We start from the raw sequence: 21671 nt of genomic DNA, 5'->3' as shown, positions 1-21671 counted from the left end.
GAGCCGCACCCCGTCGCGTGGCCCGGGCCGGTTGCCCCGGCCGCGCGATGTTTGTTGACCCACCGCACGGACCCCGACGATGCTCGATGACCTTTCGCGCGTGTTGCGCTTCAAACCGCATTTGCTCGTGCTCGATGCGGGCCCCGAGACGCTGTTCGTCGTCGACGAATTCAAACGCGCGATGCTGTCCGGCGCGATCTTCGTGCGGATTGCCGCCTGCTTGCGGGCACGGATGACGATCGCCGAAATCGTGACGTCGCTTGCCGGCACGTTCGGCGAATGGGATGTGCTTGCGCGGCTCGATCACCTGGTGCGTCGCGGGTACGTGCGCGCCGACTCGCCGCACGACGACGATGCGGCGCGTGGCTTCTTCGAGCGCGCCGGCCTCGACGGCGATGCCGCTTGTGCGCGCGTCGTCCGACTGCGCGTCGCGGTCGAGGCGTTCGGCGCCGACGATGCGGCGCTCAGGCGCGCGCTCGACACGGCCGGCATCGAAGTCGTGCCGGACGCCGAATTGACCGTCGCGATTACCGATACGCACGACCGCGACGATCTCGCCGCGTGCGCCGCCCGCGTGGCGGCGCGCGGCGGGGCATTGCTCGTCGTGGCGGCCGGCGGCGTGCAGACGCTGATCGGGCCGTTGCTGGCCGGCGGCGGTGCGCTGGCTGACGCGCCGTGCATCGCATGCGTGCGTTACTGGATTCGCCTCAACCGGCCGGTCGAGGCGCTGCTTGCGCGCCATCACGGCAGCGACTCGACGCGTCTGCCGCCGGCAGCCTCGCGCGCCGGGGCGGCTGCAGCGGCGGCGCTCGTGGCGGCGACGGTCGAGCAGATAGCCGTCAACCGCACGGCATCGGAACGGTTGCAAACCCATATCGTGGCGCAGCGCATCGATACGTTGGCCGCCGAACGGCACCGCGTGCTGAAGCGTCCGCAATGCCCGTGCTGCGGCAATCCGGCGTGGATGCGCGAACAGGCGGCGCGGGCGCCGCGGCTCGCCGAACATGCGCCGTTGGCACGCGCCGACGGCGGCTACCGTACCGCCGACCCGCAACAGGTGTTCGAGCGTTATGCCCATCTGATCTCGCCGGTCAGCGGCGCGATCGCGTACCTGCACCCGACGCCGAAGCGACACGCGGGCCTGCGCAAGGTCTATGCATCGGGCTTTCTCGTATGCCCGGCCGCCGTACCGGGCAGCAACCGGTTCGACAGGATCTGCTCCGGCAAGGGCCGCACCGACGAACAAGCCCGCGTGAGCGCGCTATGCGAGGCGCTCGAACGATTCAGCAGCGTGTATCAAGGCGACGAGGCGACGCTGACCGGAAGCATGGCAAGCCTGCTTGCCGATCCGGCATGCGACGCCGTCCCGATTCACGTGAACGATCTTCAGCAGTTCAGCGAACGGCAATTCGACGCGCGTGATGCGATCAACGCATTGACCCGCGATGTTCGAAAGCAGGTGCCGCCGCGTTTCACGACGCGCGACGTCATCGACTGGACGCCGGCCTGGTCGCTCGTGACCGGCAGGCGCCATCTCGTACCGCTGAGCTATTGCTACGCGGAAACGCCGGACAGTGCGCAGGCGCACGCCGCATGCGTACACAATCCCAACGGCTGCGCGGCGGGATCGAGCGTCGACGAGGCGATTTTGCAGGGGATGCTCGAATTGATCGAGCGCGATGCGGTCGCGATCTGGTGGTACAACCGGATCGCGCGCCCCGGCATCGATCTCGCGAGTTTCGACGATCCGTATTTCGATGCGCTCGTGCACGAATACACGACGTTGGGGTGGCGTTTGTGGGCGCTCGACATCACCACCGATCTCGGCGTGCCGACCGTGGCCGCGCTGGCGGAAAATCCACAGGACGGGCGCTTTTCGATCGGCTTTGGCTCCCATCCGTTCGGCCGGATCGCGGTGCAGCGCGCGCTGACTGAAGTCAACCAGTTGCTCGATGTCGCGGCTCAGGCGCCGCACCCGTGGGATCGCGACAAGCTTTCGGCGACCGTATTCCTGTATCCGGCGAACGGCGTGCGCTGCACGACGCGCTCGACGTGGCAGCCGATCGACACCGCGTCGTTGCCGGCGGCGCTCGCGCATTGCGTCGGGCGCATCGCGGCGGCCGGCATCGACGTGCTCGTCGTCGACAAGACGCGGCCCGACATCGGCTTGTCCGTGGTGCAAGTCATCGCGCCGGGGCTGTGTCATTTTTGGCCGCGTTTTGGCGCGCGACGGCTTTATTCGGTTCCGGTGGAACTCGGGTGGTGCGCTCAGCCGTGCGGCGAACCGGAGTTGAATCCGGCACTGCTGTTTCTGTGACCCGGCCGGTTGACCGCCGGCTCGATTCCGGCGCGCCCGCTCAAATACCCATCCGCCCGGCAACACCGTCGCGATCGACGAACTTGTGTTTCAGCGCGGCCGCGACATGCATGGCCAGCAGCAAGCCGAGTGTCAGCACCAGCGCACGATGCAGCGCGTCGGTCAGGAGCCGCAACGGTTCGTCGCGGCCGACGAGCATCGGCAGGTTCGCGATGCCGAAGAAACTGACCGGATGCGCACCGGCGAGGCGGTGCACGTAGCCGGTCGCCGGCACGAGAAACAGCAGCAGGTACAGCACGCCGTGCAGTGCGCCGGCGAGCCGCGCCTGCCATGCCGGAACGCTGTCCGGCAGCGGCGGCGGCGTGTGCGTCGCGCGCCACACGAGGCGCGGCACGGTCAGCATGAAGATGAGGCTGCCGATCGACGCGTGATAGAACAGGATGCCGTTGAACTGCGACGAGTTGTGCGGGAACGTATCCATGTAGAGCCCGATCGACAGGTTCGACAGGATCAGGATCGCGATTGACCAGTGCATGGCGATCGCGAAGCGTGCGTAGGCGGTGTGGTTGGGCTGTGACATGAGCGGTCTCGCTGTTTCGGGTGGGGTGTCGCACGCCCGCACGTCCGGCGCGGCGAAGGCGTGGCGACCCCCGATATACCGGAGCCGGGGCGGATTTATTCCCGTTACATGCTTCGATCGCCGCTGTCTTGTTGTTGCTCCGCATTTATTACGGCATCCGGAAGGGTGTGCGGCCGCCGGAAACAGCGTTTCAAGACCCCGGAATATTTCGATGCGCGAGCCGGTAAGCCCCGGGGCTGCATCCGAACCGTGCCTTGAACGCCCGCCCGAAATGCGTGATGTCCGAGAAGCCGCACGCGATCGCCAGCTCCAGCAGGTTCCGGTTGGTATCCGCCGGATCCTCCAGCGCGCGCCGGCTCGCCTGCAGCCGGTATTCCTGGATCAGGCTCTGCGGCGTCTGGTTGGTCGTGGCGAGTGCGCTGTAGAGCGTGCGCCTCGACACGTTCAATGCGCTTGCCAGCCGGTCCGGCGACAGGTCGGGGTCGTGGTAGTGATGCGCGAGATGGATTTCGGCATTCATGCGCAAGGCCGCGCTGCGCGCGTCGGCGCCGGTCAGCGAATCGCCGGCTTCGCGGCGGATCACCGAATCGAGCAGCATCAGCGTCGACTGCTCGAAGCCGAACAGGCTTTCCGGATCGTTCGGCACCTGCCCGTCCATCAGGAAGTGGATGGACTGAAGCGCCAGCCGCGCATTGCCGACGGTCTGGCGAACCTGGACGCCCGCCCGCTCCACGAACCACCGCCACATCGTGCTGCTGCGCGGCGGCGTCAGCGCGGCGACGAAGCGCGACGCGTTCGCGGATTCGATCCGGTACGGCTGGGTCGCGTCGTAGATCACCCATTCCCCCGGATTGACGGTCGACGTCGTGTTGCGCTGCGTGATGCGGCTTTGCCCGGCGATCTGGAACAGGATCTTGTAGCAGTCGCTTTCCGCGCGAGCAGCGAGTGCGCGATCGCGGTCCACCCGGACGGCCGTGGTGTCCACCTCCGCCATGCGCAGCCCGCCCACTGACGCAACGCGCACCGACATCCGGAAAAGAGGGCCGGTGTCGTGGAAAACCAGCGGCAGGAAACTCTCCGCGACGAGTTCACGCAGATTGGCGCTGCCGTTGCTGGCGCTGACGACGAGTTCATGTGCCATGGCCGGGAGAGGGAAGATCCTGGAACGTACCAAGGTTAATGCAAATGCCCGAGGCGGGTAGGCAGGCCACGCCTGCCGAGGGTCGGCGGCGGGCGCGGATCGCGTCGATACCCCCATCCTGACCGAAATTGCGCCCCGCCGGTCGTGTGCCGCGCGGTTCTGCACGCTGAGGCCAAAAGTGTGCACGGAGCGCCGATTTGCGCGGGCGGCGCGCTCCTAGAATCGGCAAACGGACGACACATCGTCCGCCCGGGGCGTGCCTTCGCCAACGCGATGCCCGCCGCGTCGCGGCGCACCGCACGGGCCGGCTTGCGCCATTCAGAACAACCACCGATTTCAAGGAGACGCCGCCGAAGGCGGACGACGGACGCAGGCCGCGGCAGCGCGGGCCGGCGCAGGTCGCCGGGCGACGGCGGATGCATATCAGATGTCCGATAGAACCTTCGATTACATCGTCATTGGCGCCGGGTCGGCGGGCTGCACCCTTGCGACCCGTCTCGTGGAGCGCCGCAAGGGCACCGTCCTGCTGCTGGAAGCGGGCGGGCACGACAAGGACCTGTTCATCCACATGCCGGGCGGGATCGCCAAGGCGATTCCGCGCCACACGTGGCCGTATGCGGCCGAGCCGTCGGACGACGTGAAGGGCCGCTCGATCGCGGTGCCGCAAGGGCGCGTGCTCGGCGGCTCGAGTTCGGTCAACGGGATGCTTTACGTGCGCGGGCACCGCAACGATTACGACCGTTGGGAGAACGAATTCGGCTGCACGGGCTGGGGCGCGGACGACATGCTGCGCTACTTCGCGAAGGCGGAGAACAACGAGTCGCTGACTGCACCTCATCACGGCAACGACGGACATCTGCAAGTCACCGAGATCCGCTATCGCCATCCGCTGTCGCAGGCGTTCGTGCGGGCCGGCCAGCAGATGGGCCTCGATTACCTGATCGACTACAACGGCGAGCGGCAGGAGGGTGTCGGGTTCTATCAGGCGACGATCTTCAACGGCGAGCGTGGCTCGACGGCCGCGACCTATCTGAAGTCGGTCAGGCACCGCCAGGAACTGCAACTCGAAGTCGATGCGCTGGTGGAGCGGATCGAAATCGAAGGCGGCCGTGCAACCGGCGTCACGTATCGGCAGGGCGGCCGCAAGGTGACGGCCCGTGCCCGTGCGGAAGTCATCCTGACGGCCGGCGCGATCGGCTCGCCGAAGATCCTGCAGCTTTCCGGCATCGGGCCGCGCGGCGTGCTCGACGACGCGGGGGTGGCGGTCAGGCACGTGCTGCCGGTCGGCGAAAATTTCCACGATCACCTGCACATGTCGGTCAACGCGACCATCAACGCGCCGATCTCGCTCTACGGCGAGGATCGCGGCTGGCGCGCGCTCAAGCACGGCATCCAGTGGAAGTGCTTCCGCTCGGGCGTCCTGACGTCGCCGGTGCTCGAAGGGTTCGCGTTCGTCGACACCTGCGGCCAGGGGCAACCGGATGTCCAGTTTCATTTCCTGCCGACGATCGACTCGTTCGACGATCCGGTCGGCGTCACGCGGGGTCGCACGCACGGCATCACCATCAAGACGGGGCATCTGCAGCCGCGTTCGCGCGGCCGCGTGACGATCCGCTCGTCGAACCCGGACGACTTGCCGCGCATCGATGGCCGCTACTTGTCCGACCGCCGGGACGTGGACGGCCAGATCCGCGCGGCGAAGCTCGCGCTGAAGCTGCTGCGCCAGCCCGCGCTCGCCGCACTCGTCGACGAAGTCTTCTCGCCGGACTGCCCGCCCGACGACGAAGCCGCGATCGAGGACTGGGTGCGCGGCGCCGCGAAGACGGTCTATCACCCGGTGGGCACGTGCCGGATGGGCACGGACGCGGCGTCGTCCGTCGTCGATCCGCAACTGCGCGTGCACGGCATCGCGGGGCTGCGGGTGGCCGACAGCTCGACGATGCCGAGTATCCCGAGCGGCAACACGAACGCGCCGACGATCGCGCTCGCCGAAAAGGCGTCGGACCTGATCGCGAACGCGGCCTGACCGATTTTTCATCCCAATCGATTTCCGGAGGTCAACAGATGGCGTTGGTACAGATGCTGGACGAAGTCAAAGCGTTTCTCGCGCGCGAGCAGGGTCAGTACATCGACGGGCGGGCGGTGGCCGGCCGCGGTGGCGAACGGATCGAGGTCGTGAACCCGGCAACGCGAGCGGTGATCGGCTCCGTCGCGCAGGCGACCGACGACGAGATCGAGGCCGCGATCGCGTCGTCCGATCGCGCGTTTCGCGGCGAGTGGGCACGCATGACACCGGCCGATCGCGAGCGCATCCTGTTGCGGTTCGCCGATCTGATCGACGCGCACGGCGAGGAGATCGCACAGATCGAAACCGCGCAGTCGGGCAAGCTGATCGGCGTGTCGCGCATGATCGAGGTGGCGTGGTCGGCGCGCTGGCTGCGCTACTACGCGGGCTGGGCGACCAAGATCGCGGGCGAAACGCTGGCGCCGTCGTTTCCGAGCATGAATGGCGAGCGGTACACGTCGTTTACGCTGCGCGAGCCGCTCGGCGTTGTCTTCGGCATTATCCCGTGGAACTTCCCGGTGATGATTCCCGTCTGGAAATTCGGTGCGGCGCTCGCGACCGGCAACACGGTGCTGATCAAGTCGTCGGAATTCACGCCGCTGACGATGCTGCGTATCGCCGAGCTCGGCACCGAAGCCGGCCTGCCGCCGGGGACGCTGAACGTCATCAACGGTGCGGGCAAGGTCGGGGCAAAGGTTATTCGGGATCCTCGCGTGGCGAAGGTCTCGTTCACGGGCTCGGTGCCGACCGGCCGCATCATCGGCGAAGAAGCCGTCAACGCGAACCTCACGCGCTTCACGCTCGAACTGGGCGGCAAGAACGCGGCCGCGTTCCTGCCGGATACGCCGGTCGAGAAAATTCTCGACGGCGTGGTCGAGGCCGGGTTCCTGCACAGCGGGCAGATCTGCGCGTCGGCGGAGCGCTTCTTCGTGCATCGTTCGCAGTTCGATGAAGTCGTCGGAAAACTGAAGGCGCGCCTCGACAGCTTCGAGCCGTCCGATCCGATGGACGACGCGGGCATGATCGGCCCGGTCTGCAACGAGCCGCAGTTCCGCAAGTGCCTCGATGCATTCGCGCAGGCGAAGGCGGAGGGCGACGACATCGTCGCGGGCGGCAGCGCATATGCACGCGACGGGTTCTACGTGAAGCCGACGCTCGTCGTGCCGAAGTCGCTGCAGTCGAGCGTGTACCGCAACGAAATCTTCGGGCCGGTCGGCGCGTTCGTGCCGTTCGACGACGAGGACGAACTGATCGCGATGATGAACGACACGCCGTTCGGGCTGACCGCCAGCCTCTGGACGAACGATCTGTCGAAGGCGCTTCGTCATGTGCCGCGCATCGCGGCGGGCACCGTGTGGGTGAACATGCATACGCTGGTGGATCCGGCCGTGCCGTTCGGTGGCGCGAAAGGGTCCGGGGTCGGCCGCGAATACGGGTCGGCGTTCATCGACGCTTATACGGAACCGAAATCCGTGACGATCCGCTTTTGAGTGCAGGACAGGCGCGTTGCCGCATGAAGGCCCGGTAACGCGCCGGTTCGACCCGAACCGATCGGTTGCATCGGCCCGACGATGCGGGCGACGCAACCGATCCCGCTCCGTCAGAACCGCGTACTGAACCCGACTCGGGCGATCGATTGCAGCGCGCCGCTCGACGCGCCGTTCGCATCCATCACGCCGTTGATCTGCGCGTTGCTGCCGTGATTTGCGCGCTGATGCACACCCGCCACGTACACCATCGTGCGCTTCGACAACCAGTACTGGACGGCGGCGAGAAACTGGTGCGCATGTGCGTTGTCGAGCGTGTCGTTGCCTTTCATGTACGTGTAGCTCGCGCCGACCACCCAGGCGGGCGATGGATGCCACGACGCGCCGGCCTCGGCCGACCAGACGCCCGCGCCGTTCGCGGCGTTGCGCACGGTCGTCACGAGCGCCTTCCCCGTGACCGTGCCGAGCGTGTAATGCACGCCCGCGCCCCAGTTGCGCACGCTGGTGGCCGGCAGCCCGGCCGCCGCGCCGTATTTCTCGTTCGTATAGGCCGCGCCCGCGCCGAACGGGCCGTTGTCGTAGCTCGCGCCGACGCTGACCGTGTTGTTCGCGCCGACCGACCCCGCGACGTTGCCGAAACCGTATAGCGCGCCGAAGGTCAGGCCCGACAGCGACGGGCTCGTGTACTTGACGGAGTTCGCGACACGATTGCTGCCCGCGACACGATCCCAGTCGAACGCGCCGGTCGGGTTGTTCGGTAGCGCGAGCTTGTCGAACGGCCCGTTGCGAAAGCCGTACAGGCCGACGAGATCCTGCGCGATCTCGTTGCCGCTGCCGGCGAGCGCATCGACCATGAACTCGTACTGGTTGCCGAGCGTGAGCTTGCCGTAGCGGTCGTTTTCCAGCCCGACGTAGGCCTGCCGCGCGAACAGCCCGCCGCCGATGATCGAGCCGTTGCCGAGCGAATACTGGTTCACGAGCCGGAAGATCGCGCGCGTGCCCGCGCCGAGATCCTCCTTGCCTTCGAAACCGAGCAGGTTCGGGAAGAAGATGTTGTCGTCGAACTTCGCGTTGCCGTGGCCGCCTTCGTTGCTGACATAGCTGATGCCGGCATCCATCAGCCCGAACATCGTCACGCTGCTTTGCGCGAACGACGCGGCGGGAATGGCGCATGCCGCGAGCGCCAGAAGGGTCTTTTTCGTCATCTCCAATGTGCTCCTCACATGTTTCCGATCGGGTCGGATATTTTTGATTGGACTACTGATTGATATGAAGAAACCTGAGCCGGAACGATCCCGGATCAGGTGCAACCGAACGGGGCGCGTCGCGCACGGGGCATCGGGGAGCGGCTGCCTGCCCGCCGACACGCCGTGCGCCGCGCGCTAGACCGTCGAATACCCGCCATCCACCGGCACGACCGCGCCGGTCACGAACGATGCACCGGGCGAACACAGAAACAGGATCACGTCCGCAACTTCGTCGGCCGTGCCCCAGCGCCCGAGCGGCGTGCGCTCGAGGATGCGGCGCGACGCCTGCGTGTCGGCCATCAGGCCGCTGCTGAGCGGCGTGTCGATCCAGCCGGGGGCGACCGCGTTCACGCGAATGCCGCGATCGGCCCACGCCTGCGCGAGCGAGCGCGTGAGCTGCGCGATGCCGCCCTTGCTCGCGCTGTACGCGGGGCGGTCCTTGCTGCCGAAGTACGTGTACATCGACGCGATATTGACGATGCTGCCGCCGTGTGCGGACAGCGCCGGCAACGCGGCGTCGGACGCGCGCATCACCGACGTCAGGTTCACGTTCAGCACGAGCTCGAACTGGTCCATCCGGTATTCGTCCGCGTGCCGGCTGATGCCGACGCCGTTGACGAGCACGTCGAGCCGCGGCAAGGCGGCGATCGTGCGTGTCAGGGCGTCGCTGTCGGTCACGTCCAGCTCCATGCACCGGACGCGCGGATGCACCGGCGCATGCGGGCCGGTAGCGTCGAGCCCGAGCGCCACGACCGATGCGCCGGCTTCCGCGAAACGCCACGCAGTGCTCGCGCCGATGCCTGACGTGCCACCCGTTATGGCGACGGTCTTGCCCTCAAATAACCACTGGCGACTCATGTTCGACACTCTCGACGGTGTGGGTGGAGCGCGCGTGCCGCTGCGCGGGGGAAACCAGGATCTTGATCTGCGTACGATCGGCGAGCAGCGCGTCGAAGCCGTCGGCGACGGCGTCCTCCAGCGACACGGTGCGCGTGACGATCGACGTGAGATCCAGCGCGCCCGATGCGACGATGCGCAGCAGGTCCTCGTACGCATGCCGGTAGCCGACGCTCGCCGTGAAGGTCAGTTCGTCGTTGACCGCGCGGAACGCGTCGAAGCCCGCCTGGGGCATCAGGCCGACCATCACGACGCGGCCGCCCTTGCGCAGTGCCTGCATCGCTGCCTCGAACGTGGCCGGCAAGCCGGCCGCCTCGAAGCTCGCATCGACACCGAGCCCGCCCGACGCCTCGTGGATCGCGTCGCGCAGCACGGACGCGTCGAGCGTGCGTGCATTGAACGTGTGTGTTGCGCCGAAGCGTGCGGCGGCTGCGAGGCGCTCGGGCGACACGTCGACCGCGACGATGGTCGTCGCACCCTGCAGCTTCGCGAGCTGGATCAGCAGGAGGCCGATCGGCCCGAGCCCGAACACCGCGCACGTATCGCCGAGCCGGAGTTCGGCGCGGCGCAGCGCGTGCAGCGCGACGGCGGCCGGTTCCATCACGGCGGCCTGTTCGAGACTCACGCCGTCGGGCAGCCGGTACAGCATGTAGGCGGGCACGACCGCGAAGTCGGCCATCCCGCCGTCGCCCATCAGCCCGGCGAAGCCCATCGACACGCACAGGTTGTACGACCCCGAACGGCAGTACGCGCATTGGTGGCAGCGATATTCGGGCTCGACGGCGACACAATCGCCGGGGTTCAGCGTCGTTACGCCTTCGCCGACTTCGACGACGGTGCCGCAGAACTCGTGGCCGAGCGTCAGCGGCGCGGTACGGCCGGACAACGCATGCGGCGTGTCGACCGGAATCGCGTGCGGGCCGTCCGCGTATTCGTGCAGGTCGCTGCCGCAGATGCCGCAATACGCGACCGCGATGCGTACCTCGCCCGGCCCGGCGCGCGGCGTATCGATTTCCACGAGACGGACGTCGCGCGGGCCATGCCATTGAAGTGCACGCATGTCAGCGTCCTCCGAGGTTCTGTGTATCGAGACGGTTCGCGGCCGTGCCGGCGAGCGCGCGCTTGCGCAGCACGGCGGGCGCGGTTTCGACGAGGCCGAACGACAGCACGCACGCGAGGATCGCGCCGGTCGCCGACGTCCACATCGCGAACTGCAGGCCGTACTTGTCGGCGGCGAAGCCGGCGACGGTCGGCGCGACGAAGCCGCCGATCAGCTCGCCGGCGCCCATGATCAGCCCGAGTGCGCTGGCGATCGAGCGGGGCGCGACGGTTTCGGCCGGGATCGTCGCCATGAACAGCGTGAAACAGCCGAGGCCCGTGTAGGTCGCGAGCACGAGCGCGCAGAGCGCCCCCAGCGAATTCGCGTGAATCATCGCGACGGGGCACGCGGCGGCGATTAGCGCGAACACGATCATCGTCGGCTTGCGGCCGATCCGGTCGGAGATCGCGGGCACCGCGAAACCCCAGAACACCCACGCGGCGCCGAGGCAGGTCATCACGACGCCCATGTCGGCAGGGGACAGGTGGCGGCTCTCGACGAGGAACACCGGCGCGAACGAGATGATCACGATGAACCACGTGAGGAAGAAGCAACTGATCAGCATGCAAAGCAGGATGTTGCGTTCCTTCAGCAGCGCCCAGCGGCTGATCGCTGCACCGCCCGCGGCCGGCGCGCCGACGGTGTCGGCCTGCGCATGCCGTGCACCGCCGGGCGGCACTTCGCGGACCCAGCGCCAGATGCAGAACGCGATCAGGAAGCCGGGGATGCACGATACGAAGAACGCGTGGCGCCAGCCGTACGCGGTCGCGATGCCGATCACGACCGGCGGGCCGATCATCGCGCCAAGCAGGCCGGCGGCGGAGCCCTGCAGCAGGCCCATGTTCAGCCCGCGGCGGCTCGGCGTCGAGCTCTCGACCATCAGCGATTGCGACAGCGGCAGCACGGGGCCTTCGGCGATGCCCATCAGTGCGCGGAACGCGATCAGGCTCGCGAAGCCGCCGACGAGCCCCGACAGCGCCGAGAACACGGAAAAGCCGATCACGGCGGCGATCAGCAGCGGCTTGCGGGTGCCGCGCGCGTCGGACCACGCGCCGGTCGCGGCGCCCGACAGCGCCCACGTGAGCGCGAGCGCGGACGACACCATGCCGAGCTGCGCATTCGTCAGGTGCAGCTCGGCGGACATGAACGGGAACAGGAACGACAGCGCGAGGCGGTCGAAGAACACGAAACCGAACGTCATGAACAGGATCAGCAGCAGCCTGTTCTCGTACGTCCATGCGGGCCTGGAGGAGGAAGGGGATGTCATGGTGAGCCTCGCCGCGGGTCAGCGGAACAGCTTCTCGATCGCTTGCGCGCCGAGGCCGACCTTCTCGTAGTGCGCCTTGCACATCGCGATGTACGAGTGCACGTCGAAGTAGCCGTCGGGATTGCCTTCGTCGTCGAGCCAGATCAGCGGCCCCTTGACGATGAAGAACGCGCGCATCGGCTCGGGGTGATCGAATGCGACGAGCGTGTGGCCCTCGCCCGGCGTCTCGTACACGAAATCGCCGCGCGTCGCGGTCCATTCGTGTTCCAGGTAGCCCCACTTGCCCGACAGCGTGTACGCGAACACCTCGTGCGGGTGATAGTGCCGGTTCACGAGCCCCGCTTGTTTCGCCATCAGGATGTCGCACCATTTGTTCTGCGACGGCGAGATCCACAGCGGTCGCGACGAAACCGTTTCGGTGAACGGAACGTAATAGCGCTCGTCGTCGGTGGCCGCGTTCGCGATGTACGCTTCGGGCAGCGCATCGGGCTTGAACGGATTGGCAATCGGCGGGATGTTTTGCCAGAATTCGGCTACGGCTTTGTCGACCACGGTTCGTCTCCTTGTGTTTGGGTGTCGTGGGCTCGACTTTAGCCAGCAGGTGCGCGCCGCTCTTGACTGGGCTGGACGAATTGCTTGATCGGGCCGGACATCGCACCGCACGACGTTTAAACGATCCATCCCCCAATTCCGCAATGCATGCCGCTCCGTACGACGGGCGCCAGCAGGAGGCGACGTGACGAATTCGACCGTTTTTTCCCGCACGCGAGGCTCGACCGCCGACGTGCCGGCGCGCGACCGGATGGCGTACTGGGACGCGTTCAACGCGGCGACGCTGGTCGGCCTGCGCTGCTCGTCGCTATCGCCGGCCGGGCTCGAGGTCGAGAAGACCGATATCGCGCTGCCGGGCCTTGGCCTCGCCGACATCAGCGGCCAGGATCACGTGATCGAACGCAGCCCCGCGCTGGTGCGCCAGTTGCCGAAGGAGTCGCTGTTCGCGTGCCAGATCCTGAGCGGCCGCGCGTATTTCATCCAGCGCGACCGGTGCCTGCTCGCGGAAGCCGGGGATGTCGTCGTCTACGACACGCGCGTGCCTTATCTGTTCGGATTCCTCACGCCGATGCGGCAGCTGCTGATCGATATCCCGATCACCACGTTCGACGCACGGCTCGATGCGGAACTGGCGGCGCTGCCGCTGCGGATCGCGCCGAAGCCCGGTGCGGGCGCGATGCTCGGCGCGACGTTGCGCGCGAGTGTCGAGCGGTTCATGAAGGATCCGGTCGAGCGCGACGCCGCGCAGTTTGCCGAACACACGCGCACGCTGATCGCGGAGCTCATCGATGCGGAGGTGAACGGTGCAGGCGCATCGCGCGCGTCGCTGTCGTATCTGCTGACCGCGAAGCAGTACATTGCAACGCACCTGGGTGACCCGGAGCTCGGGCCGCAGGCCGTCGCCGACGCGGTCGGGTTGTCGCTGCGGCATCTGAGCCGGCTCTTTGCGGCCGAAGGCGAGTCGATCACGCAGCACATCTGGTCGGAACGGCTGTCGCATGCGCATCGCGAGCTGACCGATGCGCGGCTGCGCAAGGCGCGTGTCGGCGAAATCGCGTTTCGCTGGGGCTTCTCGAGCCAGGCGCACTTCAGCCGTGCGATTCGCGAGCGCTATGGTGCGTCGCCGATGGCGCTGCGCGAGGCGGCACGTACGGCCGGGGGCTGATTCCGGCAGTCGATGCGGATGGAGCGGCGGCGCGTGTCTCACGCGCCGTTTTTTTAGTGCAGTGAACGAGCGCACATGCGATGCGCTGCGTCGCGTCATTCGGCGAGCATGAACTCGGCGCAGCGCTCCGCGATCATGATCGTCGGCGCGTTCGTGTTGCCGGATACGATGCGCGGCATCACCGACGCATCGCAGATCCGCAAGCCGTCGACGCCCTGCACCGAGAGGCGCGGCGTCACGACCGCGTGCTCGTCGTTGCCCATGCGGCAGGTGCCGGCCGGGTGATAGACGGTTTTCGCGCGACGCCGCACGTAGTCGGCGAGTGCCGTATCGGTCAGCGTCTCGGCTTCGCGCACGATGCGGGCGAGCGACGGCGCGCGGATGATCCGCCGCGCGAGCGCGACGCCGCGCACGAGGCCATCGACATCGGCCGGGTCGGACAGCGCGCCGCTGTCGAACAGGATCGGCGCGGCCGGATCGTTGCCGCGCAGTTGCACCGAGCCGCGCGAGCGCGGCCTGAGCAGGCACGGGTTGATCGACAGCCCGTGGCCGGGCAGCGGCTCGCGATCGACGTCGCCGACGAGCGTCGGCAGCACGTGGAACTGGATGTCCGGGCGGCCGCTGCCGGTCGTGTCGACGAACGCGCCGGATTCGACGACGTTCGACGTCAGCAGGCCCGTGCGGCACAGCATCCACTGCAGCCCGTGCCGCAACGCCTTCAGCCCGCGATCCTCGCCCAGCAGGCTGACGGGCGCGTGGCTGCGGCCGTAGATCGAGACTTCGAGATGATCCTGGTAATGCGCGCCGACGTCGCGGCTGTCGTGCAGCACGTCGATGCCGTGCGCGTGCAGGTGCGCGCCGGGCCCGATGCCCGACAGCATCAGCAGCTTCGGCGTGCTCAGCGCGCCGGCCGCGAGCACGACGTCGGCGCGCGCGGCGGCCGAACCCGTTGCGCCGCTTGCCGTCCGCCATTCGACGCCGGTCGCGCGCCGGCCGTCGAACAGGATGCGCGTGACGCGGCAGCCGGTCAGCACGCGCAGGTTCGGGTGGCCGATCGCGGCGGCGAGATAGGTGGCCGCGGTGCTGCCGCGCTGCCCGTCGAAGATCGTCGTGTGGTAGAAGCCTGCGCCATGTTGCGCGGCGCCGTTGAAATCGTCGTTGTAGGCGATGCCGGTTTCCTGCGCGGCTTTCACGAACGCGAGGCTCAACGGATGCCGGAAGCGCGTGTCGCCGACTTTCAGCGGCCCGTCGACGCCGTGAAACGGCTCGGAGAGCCGCAGGTGCGATTCGGCGCGCTTGAACACGGGCAGCACGTCGTCCCAGCCCCAGCCCGTGCAGCCGAGTGCGGCCCAGTCGTCGTAATCGTCGCGCGTGCCGCGCACGTACAGCATCGCGTTGACCGAACTGCCGCCACCGAGCGTACGGCCCTGCGGTACGTAGGTCTTGCGTCCCGCCGCACCGGGTTGCGGCTCGCTCTCGAACGTGACCGTGCGCGGCGTGCCGAGCACGCGGATGAACGTCGCCGGAATCCGGATGAACAGGCTGTCGTCCTTCGGGCCGTCCTCGAGCAGCAGCACGCGCCTGCCTGCCTTCACCAGCCGGTGCGCGACCGTGCAGCCGGCCGAGCCGCCGCCGACGACGATATGGTCGTACGTCTCCATCCCGCTTCTTCTCCTTGCTGTTCGGCGGCGAAACGAGTGCCGCCACGCAGGAAGCCAGCTTAGCGGCCGCTATGCGGCCCCATTTGACCGGGACGGACGCCGTGCTTGCCTCGCAGGGACACGGCGGTGGGGGGACGGTGGCGGACTATCGCGCGTCGGCCGGCGCCGGTGCCGGCGCGCGCGACTCGCTCGGCGTCTCGCCGAAGCGCGCGCGATAACTGCGGCTGAAGTGCGCGCTGTTGTTGAAGCCCCAGCGGAACGCGATTTCGCTGACCGTCAGGTGCTTCAGCGACCGGTCGCGCAAGTCGGCGCGGCAGCGCTCGAGCCGCCGCGCCAGGATGTAGCGGGTGAGCGGCATCCCTTCGATCTCGAATACGCGTGCGAGCTGGCGCGGCGACAGGTTGATCGCTCGGCTCACCGACTGGCTGTCGAGGTCGTCGTCGGCGAGATGGCTGTCGATGAACGCCTTCGCGCGCGACAGCGTGTGGACGGTCGACTTGGTCGGGGACGCGTCGCCGTCGCGCAGCCGCAGCGTCGACTGCACGAGATCGAGTATCGCGGCGGCGCGCCGTTCGCGCGCATCGGGCGTCGGCTCCTGAGGCGCGGCGAGCAGCGCATAGACTTGCCGCACGGCCCACGACGCGACGCCGTCGCCGCGATCGATCTTGACGAGGCTGCGATAGCGCCACGGGCCGACGCGTGCCTCGAACACGTCGCGCGGCACGTCGAGCACGGTCATCGCCATGTCGGCGGGAAAGCCGTGACCGTACGGCATCGACGTGTCGTAGAGGACGAGGTCGCCGGGCCCGTGCTGCATGCAGTCGACGTCCTGGAACGTATAGCCTTGCCCCGCGTGCATCAGGCAGATGAACACGGCGTCGCGCTGGTCCGCATGGATGTTGTGCGACGTGCGCACGACCGCATGCCGGTTCGCGACGATGTCGCAGGCACCGAACAGCCCGAGATCGCGCCTGCGTAGCGTCGCGTCAATGCCTTCGGACGACTTGCCGCTGCATTCGATCCGCACGAGCGTGCGCGCGACATGGTCGACCCAGAAGTCGACGCGTTCGTGGCCGCGTACGGCGCGCGTCGAGACCGTGACGATCTCCGTGCTGGTGTCCGGCATGACGTTCTCCCAATGACCGCTCGAGCGGCGCAGTCTCGGGCACGTGGAACCGCGCGGTCAATCCGTGAAAGACCCGGGGCAGGCGTGTGACCCGCTGCAGCGGGGCGTTGCGGGCGGCGGCGCGATCGATGTCCGGCTGAGTCAACACAAGCGGCCGTTTCGGTCAAAACGCGATGTCGGTTTTCAGCTATGTGGCGTGCATTTCGCTACGCACGGGAGACAGGTGCCGCCGGCCTACCTTGACGAAGACGACGTCAGCCCGAGCGACACGTCCTGCTCGTAACCCGTCTTGCCGCCGCGGTACTCGACGCTGACGTAGCCGGCCCGCCGCGCGTCGGCGACGTTCGCGTAGATCGACGTCATCACCATTCCCGCGTCGCAGTCGAGCGGGATCGTGCGGTCGATGCGGCCCGTCGCGATGTTTACGGCCCGCAGCGACTGCATGGCAATGCCGCACTTGTCGGAAAGCGCGTAGACGCCGACCAGCATGTGCGTCTTCGTGCGATACCACATGGGAATATCGACGGTGCCGTCGAGCTGGAGGTGATCCTGATCGTTGTCGTTCAGTCGACCGACTTCGTTCAGCGTGATCGGGAATGTCTTGCGACCGTCGTCCCAGGTGCCGGTTGCCGTTCTACCGGCGACGTTCAACGCGATCGGGCAGGGCTTCGGCCGCGACGGGGAGGCGGCCGGTACGACCGGCGACTCGGCGTTCGATGCGGGCAGCGATGCTTCGCAGAGCGTCACGCGGCCGTCGGGCTCGCGGTGGCCCTGCAACGGGATCGGCTTGCGGTGTGCATCGTAGTAGTAGCTGCCGTCGACGCGCCAGCGGCCCGCGTCGTTGCGGTTGATTGCATCGTAGGTCTGCAGCGATACGTGGACGGGCGCATTGCCGATCGCGCCGGTGTAGTTCGCGACTTCGTACCAGCCTGCGTAAGACGCGACCGGCGCGCACGCGAACAGCACGGCAAGCATGGCGGCGAACGGGGAGGCGTAGCGGGTGCGACGGGTGTTCCGGGGCATGGGCGGTCCGTGTGCGTGGTGTTGGTCCGGCCGTCACGGATATCGGTCCGGCCATGTCGGGCCGTGCGGCGGGCCGCCCGGACGCACGCCATTGTATCCATCCGCCACTTACGAATTACCGGCCCCGCGAGTGCGGCGACAAGGTCGTGCACATGACACGGGCCGGTCGCGGAACCGCGCAGACCGCGCGATCCGATCGACCGGCCCGCTACCGACGACCTCAGGCCGCGCTGGCCTCGTCGATTCGTCGAATGTCGTCCTGATCGAGCTGAACGCGGATCGCTTCGCCGAGCGATTCCAGCTGTGCCAGCGACGTCGCGCTCGCGATCGGCGCGGTGATCGTCGGCCGCGCGATCTGCCATGCGAGCGCGATCGCGGCCGGCTGCGTGCCGTGCTTCGCCGCCACCGCATCGAGCGCCGCAAGGATGCGCAGCCCGCGTTCATTCAGATAGCCGGCGACGCGATCGCCGCGCACGCTCTTCTTCAGGTCGGCCTCGCTGCGGTACTTGCCCGACAGGAAGCCGCTCGCGAGCGCGTAGTAGTTGACGACGCCGAGCTTCAGGTCGCGCACGACCGGTTCGAGATCGCGCTCGTAGTCGGCGCGGTCGAGCTGGTTGTATTCGGGCTGGATGACCTGGTACGCGGGCAGGCCGTCGCGCTGGCTGACGTCGGCGGCTTCGCGCAGCCGCGCGCCGCTGTAGTTCGACGCGCCGATGATCCGCACCTTGCCCGCGTCGATCAGTGTTTGGTACGCGCCGAGCGTTTCCTCGAGCGGGGCCGTATCGGCGAGATCGCTATGCGAGAAATACAGGTCGATGTAGTCGGTCTGCAGGCGGCGCAGCGAATCGTCGGCGGCTTTCAGGATGTTGTCTTTCGTCAGGCCCGCGCGTGTCGCGAGCAGGCCGACCTTGGTCGAGATCACGACCTGTTCGCGCTTGCCGGAGCGCTTGAGCCACTTGCCGATGATCGTTTCCGACTCGCCGCCGCTGTTGCCGGGGGCCCAGGCCGAATAGACGTCGGCTGTGTCGATGAAGTTGATGCCGGTGTCGGCGAGTGCGTCGAGCAGCGCGAACGATGTGTTCTCGTCGACGGTCCAGCCGAAGACGTTGCCGCCGAATGCGAGCGGTGAAACCTGGATGTTCGACGTGCCGAGGGTGCGGTGTGCCATGTTCTGCTCCGATTTCTGCGGGTGACGGAAGGGAACTGCGGGATGGGCCGAGGCGATCACGGCGAGACGACGGGGTACGTGGTGCGGTCACGCCGTTGTCGCGGGACGCCGGACATTCTCGCCGATCGCTCCGAATCGTGCAGGCGGCGCACCGTCGCGATGGCGGACGGCTTGACGCACATGGCGGACACCGCGTCCGTTGTGTGAGCGCTTCTTGTGGCTGCGTTCGATCGGGAACCGATTTTTGTTGACGCTGGCGCAGCGGGACGCGGAACGGCGCGTGGGTGGAAGCAGGCGGGAGGGCGGGAAAGTGCATGCTCCGGCGTTGCGCCGGAGCATCCGGAACGACGGGCGGCAAGCGGCCGCCCGTGCGACGGTGAACCGGTCAGCGCAACTGCACGGCCGCGAGAAACAGCACCATGCTGCCGATCGCGCCGTCCAGCACGCGCCACGCCACGGCCTTGCGGAACCACGGCGCGAGCAGTCGCGCACCATAGCCAAGCCCGAGGAACCACACGACGCTGACCGTCATCGCGCCGATCGCGAACGCGAGCCGTGCGCCTTCCGGCTCGCGTGCGCCGGCCGTGCCGATCAACAGGAACGTGTCGAGATACACGTGCGGGTTGAGCCACGTGAACGCGAGCGTCATCAGCACGATGGCGAGCCCGCTCTGCGGCGGCGGGGCGACCGCATCGCCGCGCACGTCGAGCGTTTCGTGGCCCGGCTTGAACGCGCGGCGCAGCGCGTTGATGCCGAACCACGCGAGATACGCGAGGCCGACGTACAGCACCGCGTGGACGAAGGTCGGATAGCGTTCGACGAGCACCGATGCGCCGCCGACGCCCGTGCCGATCAGGATCATGTCGGACAGTGCGCACAGCAGCACGATCTTGCCGACGTGCGAGCGCATGATGCCCTGCCGCAGCACGAATGCGTTCTGCGCGCCGATGGTGACGATGAGCGACCCGCAGAGTGCGGCGCCGTGGGAAAAAGCGAGCCAGTTCATGATGGATGACAGCAGTGGAAGCGGTAGACGGATGAATCGGGTAGCGCTAGTCTGCGGTCAGCATGAAAATAAGAGAAGCTAATTCACCTAATGCAGATTAAGGAAATCTAATGCTCGACTACGCGTTGCTCGATGCCCTCGCGGCCGTGATCCGGCACGGTTCGTTCGAGCGTGCGGCCAAGGAGCTGAATGTCACGCCGTCGGCCGTGTCGCAGCGTGTGAAATTGCTGGAGGAGCGGGTCGGCAGCGTGCTCGTCAAGCGCGGGCAGCCGTGTGTCGCGACCACATCCGGTGCGCTGCTGTGCCGGCACACCGAGCGCGTGCAACTGCTCGAAGCCGAGCTGGGCGGCCGGATGCCGGCGTTGCCGGGCCAGATCGCGAGCGCGTGGCCGACGTTGCGTGTGGCCGTCAACGACGACAGCGTCGCGACGTGGTTCATCGACGCGGTCGGGCCCTTCTGCACGGAGCGCGAGACGTTGCTCGACCTCGTGATCGACGACCAGGATTACACGGCCTCGCGCATTCGCGACGGCAGCGTACAGGGCGCCGTGACCGCACAGGCCGAACCTATCCAGGGATGCCGGTCGGAGCGGCTCGGGCGGATCCGTTATCGCGCGGTGTGCTCGCCGGCGTTTTACGAACGCTACTTCAGCGCGGGCATTACGCGCGATGCGCTGCGCCGGGCACCGTGCGTGATGTTCAATCCGAAGGACGGGCTGCAGGCACGTTTCATCCGGCGCGTGACGCGCGCGGATCTCGATCCGCCACAGCACTGGATACCGCACGTCGCGGGCTATCTGCGCGCATGCGAGACGGGATTGGGATGGGGGATGTGTCCGGACCGGATGGTCGATCGCCAACTGGCGGCGGGTGAACTGGTCGACATGTCGCGCGGGCGAACGATCGACATCGACCTTTACTGGCAGAGCTGGCGTTTGTCGATCGGCTGGCTCGACGATTTCAGTGCGGCGCTGAAGGCGCGTGCCGCGCTGTTCCTCGATTGATCGATCGGGTGACGCAGGCGGCGCGCGAGATGCGCGCCGCGCGGCATCGCATCAGACTTGATGCAGGCCGTCGAAATCGACGATCTGGACGTGGCGGCCCTGCATTTCGATCAGGCCGCGCTTCTGGAATTTCGACAGCGTGCGGCTGACCGTTTCGAGCGTCATGCCGAGGTAGCTGCCGATGTCTTCGCGCGTCATCCGCAGGTTGAATTCCGACGGCGAGTAACCGCGCTTCAGGTAGCGCGACGATACGTCGAGCAGGAACGCGGCGACGCGCTCTTCGGCATTCAGCGAACCGAGCAGCATCGTTTGCGACGTTTCGCGCACGATCTGTTCGCTCATCAGCTTGTGCATGCGCAACTGCATCGAACCGGCTTCCGAGCACAGCGCCTTGAGCGCGCTATACGGAATCACGCAGACGGAGCTGTCTTCCAGTGCGACCGCGGTGCGCGGATGCGTGTCGTCGCAGATGCCGTCGAGGCCGAGCGCTTCGCCCGCCAGATGCAGGCCGGTGACCTGCTCGCGGCCGTCGTGGCGCGTCGCGACGGTTTTCAGCGAACCCGAGCGCACCGCGTACAGGTTGTCGAATGCGTCGCCTTCGCGGAACAGCGCTTCGCCGCGCTTGACGGGGCGCGCCGCGCAGATGACCGACTCGAGGCGGCTGAGCGCTTCGGGCGCCAGGCCCTGCGGCATGCACAGGTGCCGCATCGCGCACGTCGAGCAGTGCGCAGCCTGGCGAGGGGCCCAGCTACCGGCATGAGGCGTGGCGGCGGGACGTGTGGCGACGGGCGTCAGCATGATCGTTTACTCCGGCGTTGAATCGACGGAATCATTGTCCCACCGCAACTTGCCGCTGTCGGGTGACA

18 protein-coding genes are annotated in these 21671 nt (G+C 67.5%); 5 read left to right on the top strand and 13 right to left on the bottom strand.

Translation table 11 applies throughout. From position 1 onward, the window contains the following. The first annotated feature begins 79 nt into the window (after positions 1-79). Positions 80-2317, top strand: coding sequence for a TOMM precursor leader peptide-binding protein (locus tag HAV18_RS11705; protein WP_166955699.1), 2238 nt, complete (start codon positions 80-82; stop codon positions 2315-2317). 40 nt (positions 2318-2357) lie between these two features. Here the strand turns inward: HAV18_RS11705 and HAV18_RS11700 are convergent, their stop codons facing one another. Both HAV18_RS11700 and HAV18_RS11695 read right to left on the bottom strand, forming a co-directional pair. Beyond that, complete coding sequence (locus tag HAV18_RS11700; protein WP_166955696.1) at positions 2358-2897, bottom strand: cytochrome b; 540 nt, start codon at positions 2895-2897, stop codon at positions 2358-2360. A 190-nt stretch (positions 2898-3087) separates the two neighbouring features. Then, on the bottom strand, positions 3088-4038 hold the full coding sequence (locus HAV18_RS11695; protein WP_166955694.1) for a helix-turn-helix domain-containing protein: 951 nt from the start codon (positions 4036-4038) through the stop codon (positions 3088-3090). A gap of 427 nt (positions 4039-4465) precedes the next feature. Here HAV18_RS11695 and HAV18_RS11690 point away from each other — a divergent pair, with 427 nt between their 5' ends. Then, entirely contained in the window at positions 4466-6064 is a 1599-nt protein-coding gene (locus HAV18_RS11690; protein WP_166955693.1) for a GMC family oxidoreductase, read from the top strand. A gap of 38 nt (positions 6065-6102) precedes the next feature. Continuing rightward, positions 6103-7593 (top strand): aldehyde dehydrogenase family protein, encoded by a 1491-nt coding sequence (locus HAV18_RS11685; RefSeq protein ID WP_166955691.1) that lies wholly within the window; start codon positions 6103-6105, stop codon positions 7591-7593. A 110-nt stretch (positions 7594-7703) separates the two neighbouring features. On the opposite strand, the gene HAV18_RS11680 is transcribed toward HAV18_RS11685, so the two are convergent. The 5 genes from HAV18_RS11680 to HAV18_RS11660 all read right to left on the bottom strand — a co-directional run bounded on the left by HAV18_RS11680 (position 7704) and on the right by HAV18_RS11660 (position 12652). Continuing rightward, the gene (locus HAV18_RS11680) at positions 7704-8795 is read right to left on the bottom strand and encodes a porin (protein ID WP_166955689.1); all 1092 of its coding nucleotides are present in this window, start codon (positions 8793-8795) and stop codon (positions 7704-7706) included. 177 nt (positions 8796-8972) lie between these two features. Next, positions 8973-9695 carry an SDR family NAD(P)-dependent oxidoreductase gene (locus HAV18_RS11675; RefSeq protein ID WP_166955687.1) on the bottom strand — a complete coding sequence of 241 codons (723 nt, stop codon included), beginning with the start codon at positions 9693-9695 and terminating at the stop codon, positions 8973-8975. Continuing rightward, positions 9673-10794: a 2,3-butanediol dehydrogenase gene (locus HAV18_RS11670; protein ID WP_166955685.1), complete on the bottom strand. Its 1122-nt coding sequence runs from the start codon at positions 10792-10794 to the stop codon at positions 9673-9675. The genes HAV18_RS11675 and HAV18_RS11670 overlap by 23 nt, the downstream gene beginning before the upstream one ends. A 1-nt stretch (position 10795) precedes the next feature. Beyond that, positions 10796-12100 carry an MFS transporter gene (locus HAV18_RS11665; RefSeq protein WP_166955683.1) on the bottom strand — a complete coding sequence of 435 codons (1305 nt, stop codon included), beginning with the start codon at positions 12098-12100 and terminating at the stop codon, positions 10796-10798. Between the two features lie 18 nt (positions 12101-12118). Beyond that, positions 12119-12652 carry a 2,4'-dihydroxyacetophenone dioxygenase family protein gene (locus HAV18_RS11660; protein WP_166955681.1) on the bottom strand — a complete coding sequence of 178 codons (534 nt, stop codon included), beginning with the start codon at positions 12650-12652 and terminating at the stop codon, positions 12119-12121. A gap of 184 nt (positions 12653-12836) precedes the next feature. Between HAV18_RS11660 and HAV18_RS11655 the strand changes: the two genes are divergently transcribed. Continuing rightward, entirely contained in the window at positions 12837-13817 is a 981-nt protein-coding gene (locus tag HAV18_RS11655; RefSeq protein WP_166955680.1) for a helix-turn-helix domain-containing protein, read from the top strand. 95 nt (positions 13818-13912) lie between these two features. Here HAV18_RS11655 and HAV18_RS11650 read toward each other — a convergent pair whose 3' ends face one another. From HAV18_RS11650 to HAV18_RS11630, 5 genes are all read right to left on the bottom strand, one after another. After that, positions 13913-15478 carry a GMC family oxidoreductase gene (locus HAV18_RS11650; protein ID WP_166955679.1) on the bottom strand — a complete coding sequence of 522 codons (1566 nt, stop codon included), beginning with the start codon at positions 15476-15478 and terminating at the stop codon, positions 13913-13915. A 145-nt stretch (positions 15479-15623) separates the two neighbouring features. Beyond that, positions 15624-16604, bottom strand: coding sequence for a helix-turn-helix domain-containing protein (locus HAV18_RS11645; RefSeq protein ID WP_166955678.1), 981 nt, complete (start codon positions 16602-16604; stop codon positions 15624-15626). A gap of 234 nt (positions 16605-16838) precedes the next feature. Further along, positions 16839-17627 carry a hypothetical protein gene (locus HAV18_RS11640; RefSeq protein WP_166955677.1) on the bottom strand — a complete coding sequence of 263 codons (789 nt, stop codon included), beginning with the start codon at positions 17625-17627 and terminating at the stop codon, positions 16839-16841. Between the two features lie 220 nt (positions 17628-17847). Further along, a complete protein-coding gene (locus HAV18_RS11635) occupies positions 17848-18795 on the bottom strand; it encodes an aldo/keto reductase (RefSeq protein WP_166955676.1) in 948 nt (315 codons plus the stop codon). Between the two features lie 385 nt (positions 18796-19180). After that, entirely contained in the window at positions 19181-19801 is a 621-nt protein-coding gene (locus HAV18_RS11630) for a LysE/ArgO family amino acid transporter (protein ID WP_166955675.1), read from the bottom strand. A gap of 110 nt (positions 19802-19911) precedes the next feature. On the opposite strand from HAV18_RS11630, the gene HAV18_RS11625 reads away from it, so the two are divergent. Next, positions 19912-20805, top strand: coding sequence for a LysR family transcriptional regulator ArgP (locus HAV18_RS11625; protein ID WP_166955674.1), 894 nt, complete (start codon positions 19912-19914; stop codon positions 20803-20805). A gap of 51 nt (positions 20806-20856) precedes the next feature. On the opposite strand, the gene fnr is transcribed toward HAV18_RS11625, so the two are convergent. Continuing rightward, positions 20857-21603 carry a fumarate/nitrate reduction transcriptional regulator Fnr gene (gene fnr, locus HAV18_RS11620; RefSeq protein ID WP_166955673.1) on the bottom strand — a complete coding sequence of 249 codons (747 nt, stop codon included), beginning with the start codon at positions 21601-21603 and terminating at the stop codon, positions 20857-20859. Positions 21604-21671 lie beyond the last annotated feature (68 nt).

The organism is Burkholderia sp. D-99 (genome assembly GCF_011605345.1).
Classification (GTDB): domain Bacteria; phylum Pseudomonadota; class Gammaproteobacteria; order Burkholderiales; family Burkholderiaceae; genus Burkholderia.
This window is presented reverse-complemented; position numbering and strand designations above follow the sequence as displayed.

Excerpts from the sequence above, each read along its gene's own strand:
- HAV18_RS11705 (WP_166955699.1), top strand. The coding sequence starts at position 80 with ATGCTCGATGACCTTTCGCGCGTGTTGCGCTTCAAACCGCATTTGCTC.
- HAV18_RS11700 (WP_166955696.1), bottom strand. The coding sequence starts at position 2,897 with ATGTCACAGCCCAACCACACCGCCTACGCACGCTTCGCGATCGCCATG.
- HAV18_RS11695 (WP_166955694.1), bottom strand. The coding sequence starts at position 4,038 with ATGGCACATGAACTCGTCGTCAGCGCCAGCAACGGCAGCGCCAATCTG.
- HAV18_RS11690 (WP_166955693.1), top strand. The coding sequence starts at position 4,466 with ATGTCCGATAGAACCTTCGATTACATCGTCATTGGCGCCGGGTCGGCG.
- HAV18_RS11685 (WP_166955691.1), top strand. The coding sequence starts at position 6,103 with ATGGCGTTGGTACAGATGCTGGACGAAGTCAAAGCGTTTCTCGCGCGC.
- HAV18_RS11680 (WP_166955689.1), bottom strand. The coding sequence starts at position 8,795 with ATGACGAAAAAGACCCTTCTGGCGCTCGCGGCATGCGCCATTCCCGCC.
- HAV18_RS11675 (WP_166955687.1), bottom strand. The coding sequence starts at position 9,695 with ATGAGTCGCCAGTGGTTATTTGAGGGCAAGACCGTCGCCATAACGGGT.
- HAV18_RS11670 (WP_166955685.1), bottom strand. The coding sequence starts at position 10,794 with ATGCGTGCACTTCAATGGCATGGCCCGCGCGACGTCCGTCTCGTGGAA.
- HAV18_RS11665 (WP_166955683.1), bottom strand. The coding sequence starts at position 12,100 with ATGACATCCCCTTCCTCCTCCAGGCCCGCATGGACGTACGAGAACAGG.
- HAV18_RS11650 (WP_166955679.1), bottom strand. The coding sequence starts at position 15,478 with ATGGAGACGTACGACCATATCGTCGTCGGCGGCGGCTCGGCCGGCTGC.
- HAV18_RS11645 (WP_166955678.1), bottom strand. The coding sequence starts at position 16,604 with ATGCCGGACACCAGCACGGAGATCGTCACGGTCTCGACGCGCGCCGTA.
- HAV18_RS11640 (WP_166955677.1), bottom strand. The coding sequence starts at position 17,627 with ATGCCCCGGAACACCCGTCGCACCCGCTACGCCTCCCCGTTCGCCGCC.
- HAV18_RS11635 (WP_166955676.1), bottom strand. The coding sequence starts at position 18,795 with ATGGCACACCGCACCCTCGGCACGTCGAACATCCAGGTTTCACCGCTC.
- HAV18_RS11630 (WP_166955675.1), bottom strand. The coding sequence starts at position 19,801 with ATGAACTGGCTCGCTTTTTCCCACGGCGCCGCACTCTGCGGGTCGCTC.
- HAV18_RS11625 (WP_166955674.1), top strand. The coding sequence starts at position 19,912 with ATGCTCGACTACGCGTTGCTCGATGCCCTCGCGGCCGTGATCCGGCAC.
- fnr (WP_166955673.1), bottom strand. The coding sequence starts at position 21,603 with ATGCTGACGCCCGTCGCCACACGTCCCGCCGCCACGCCTCATGCCGGT.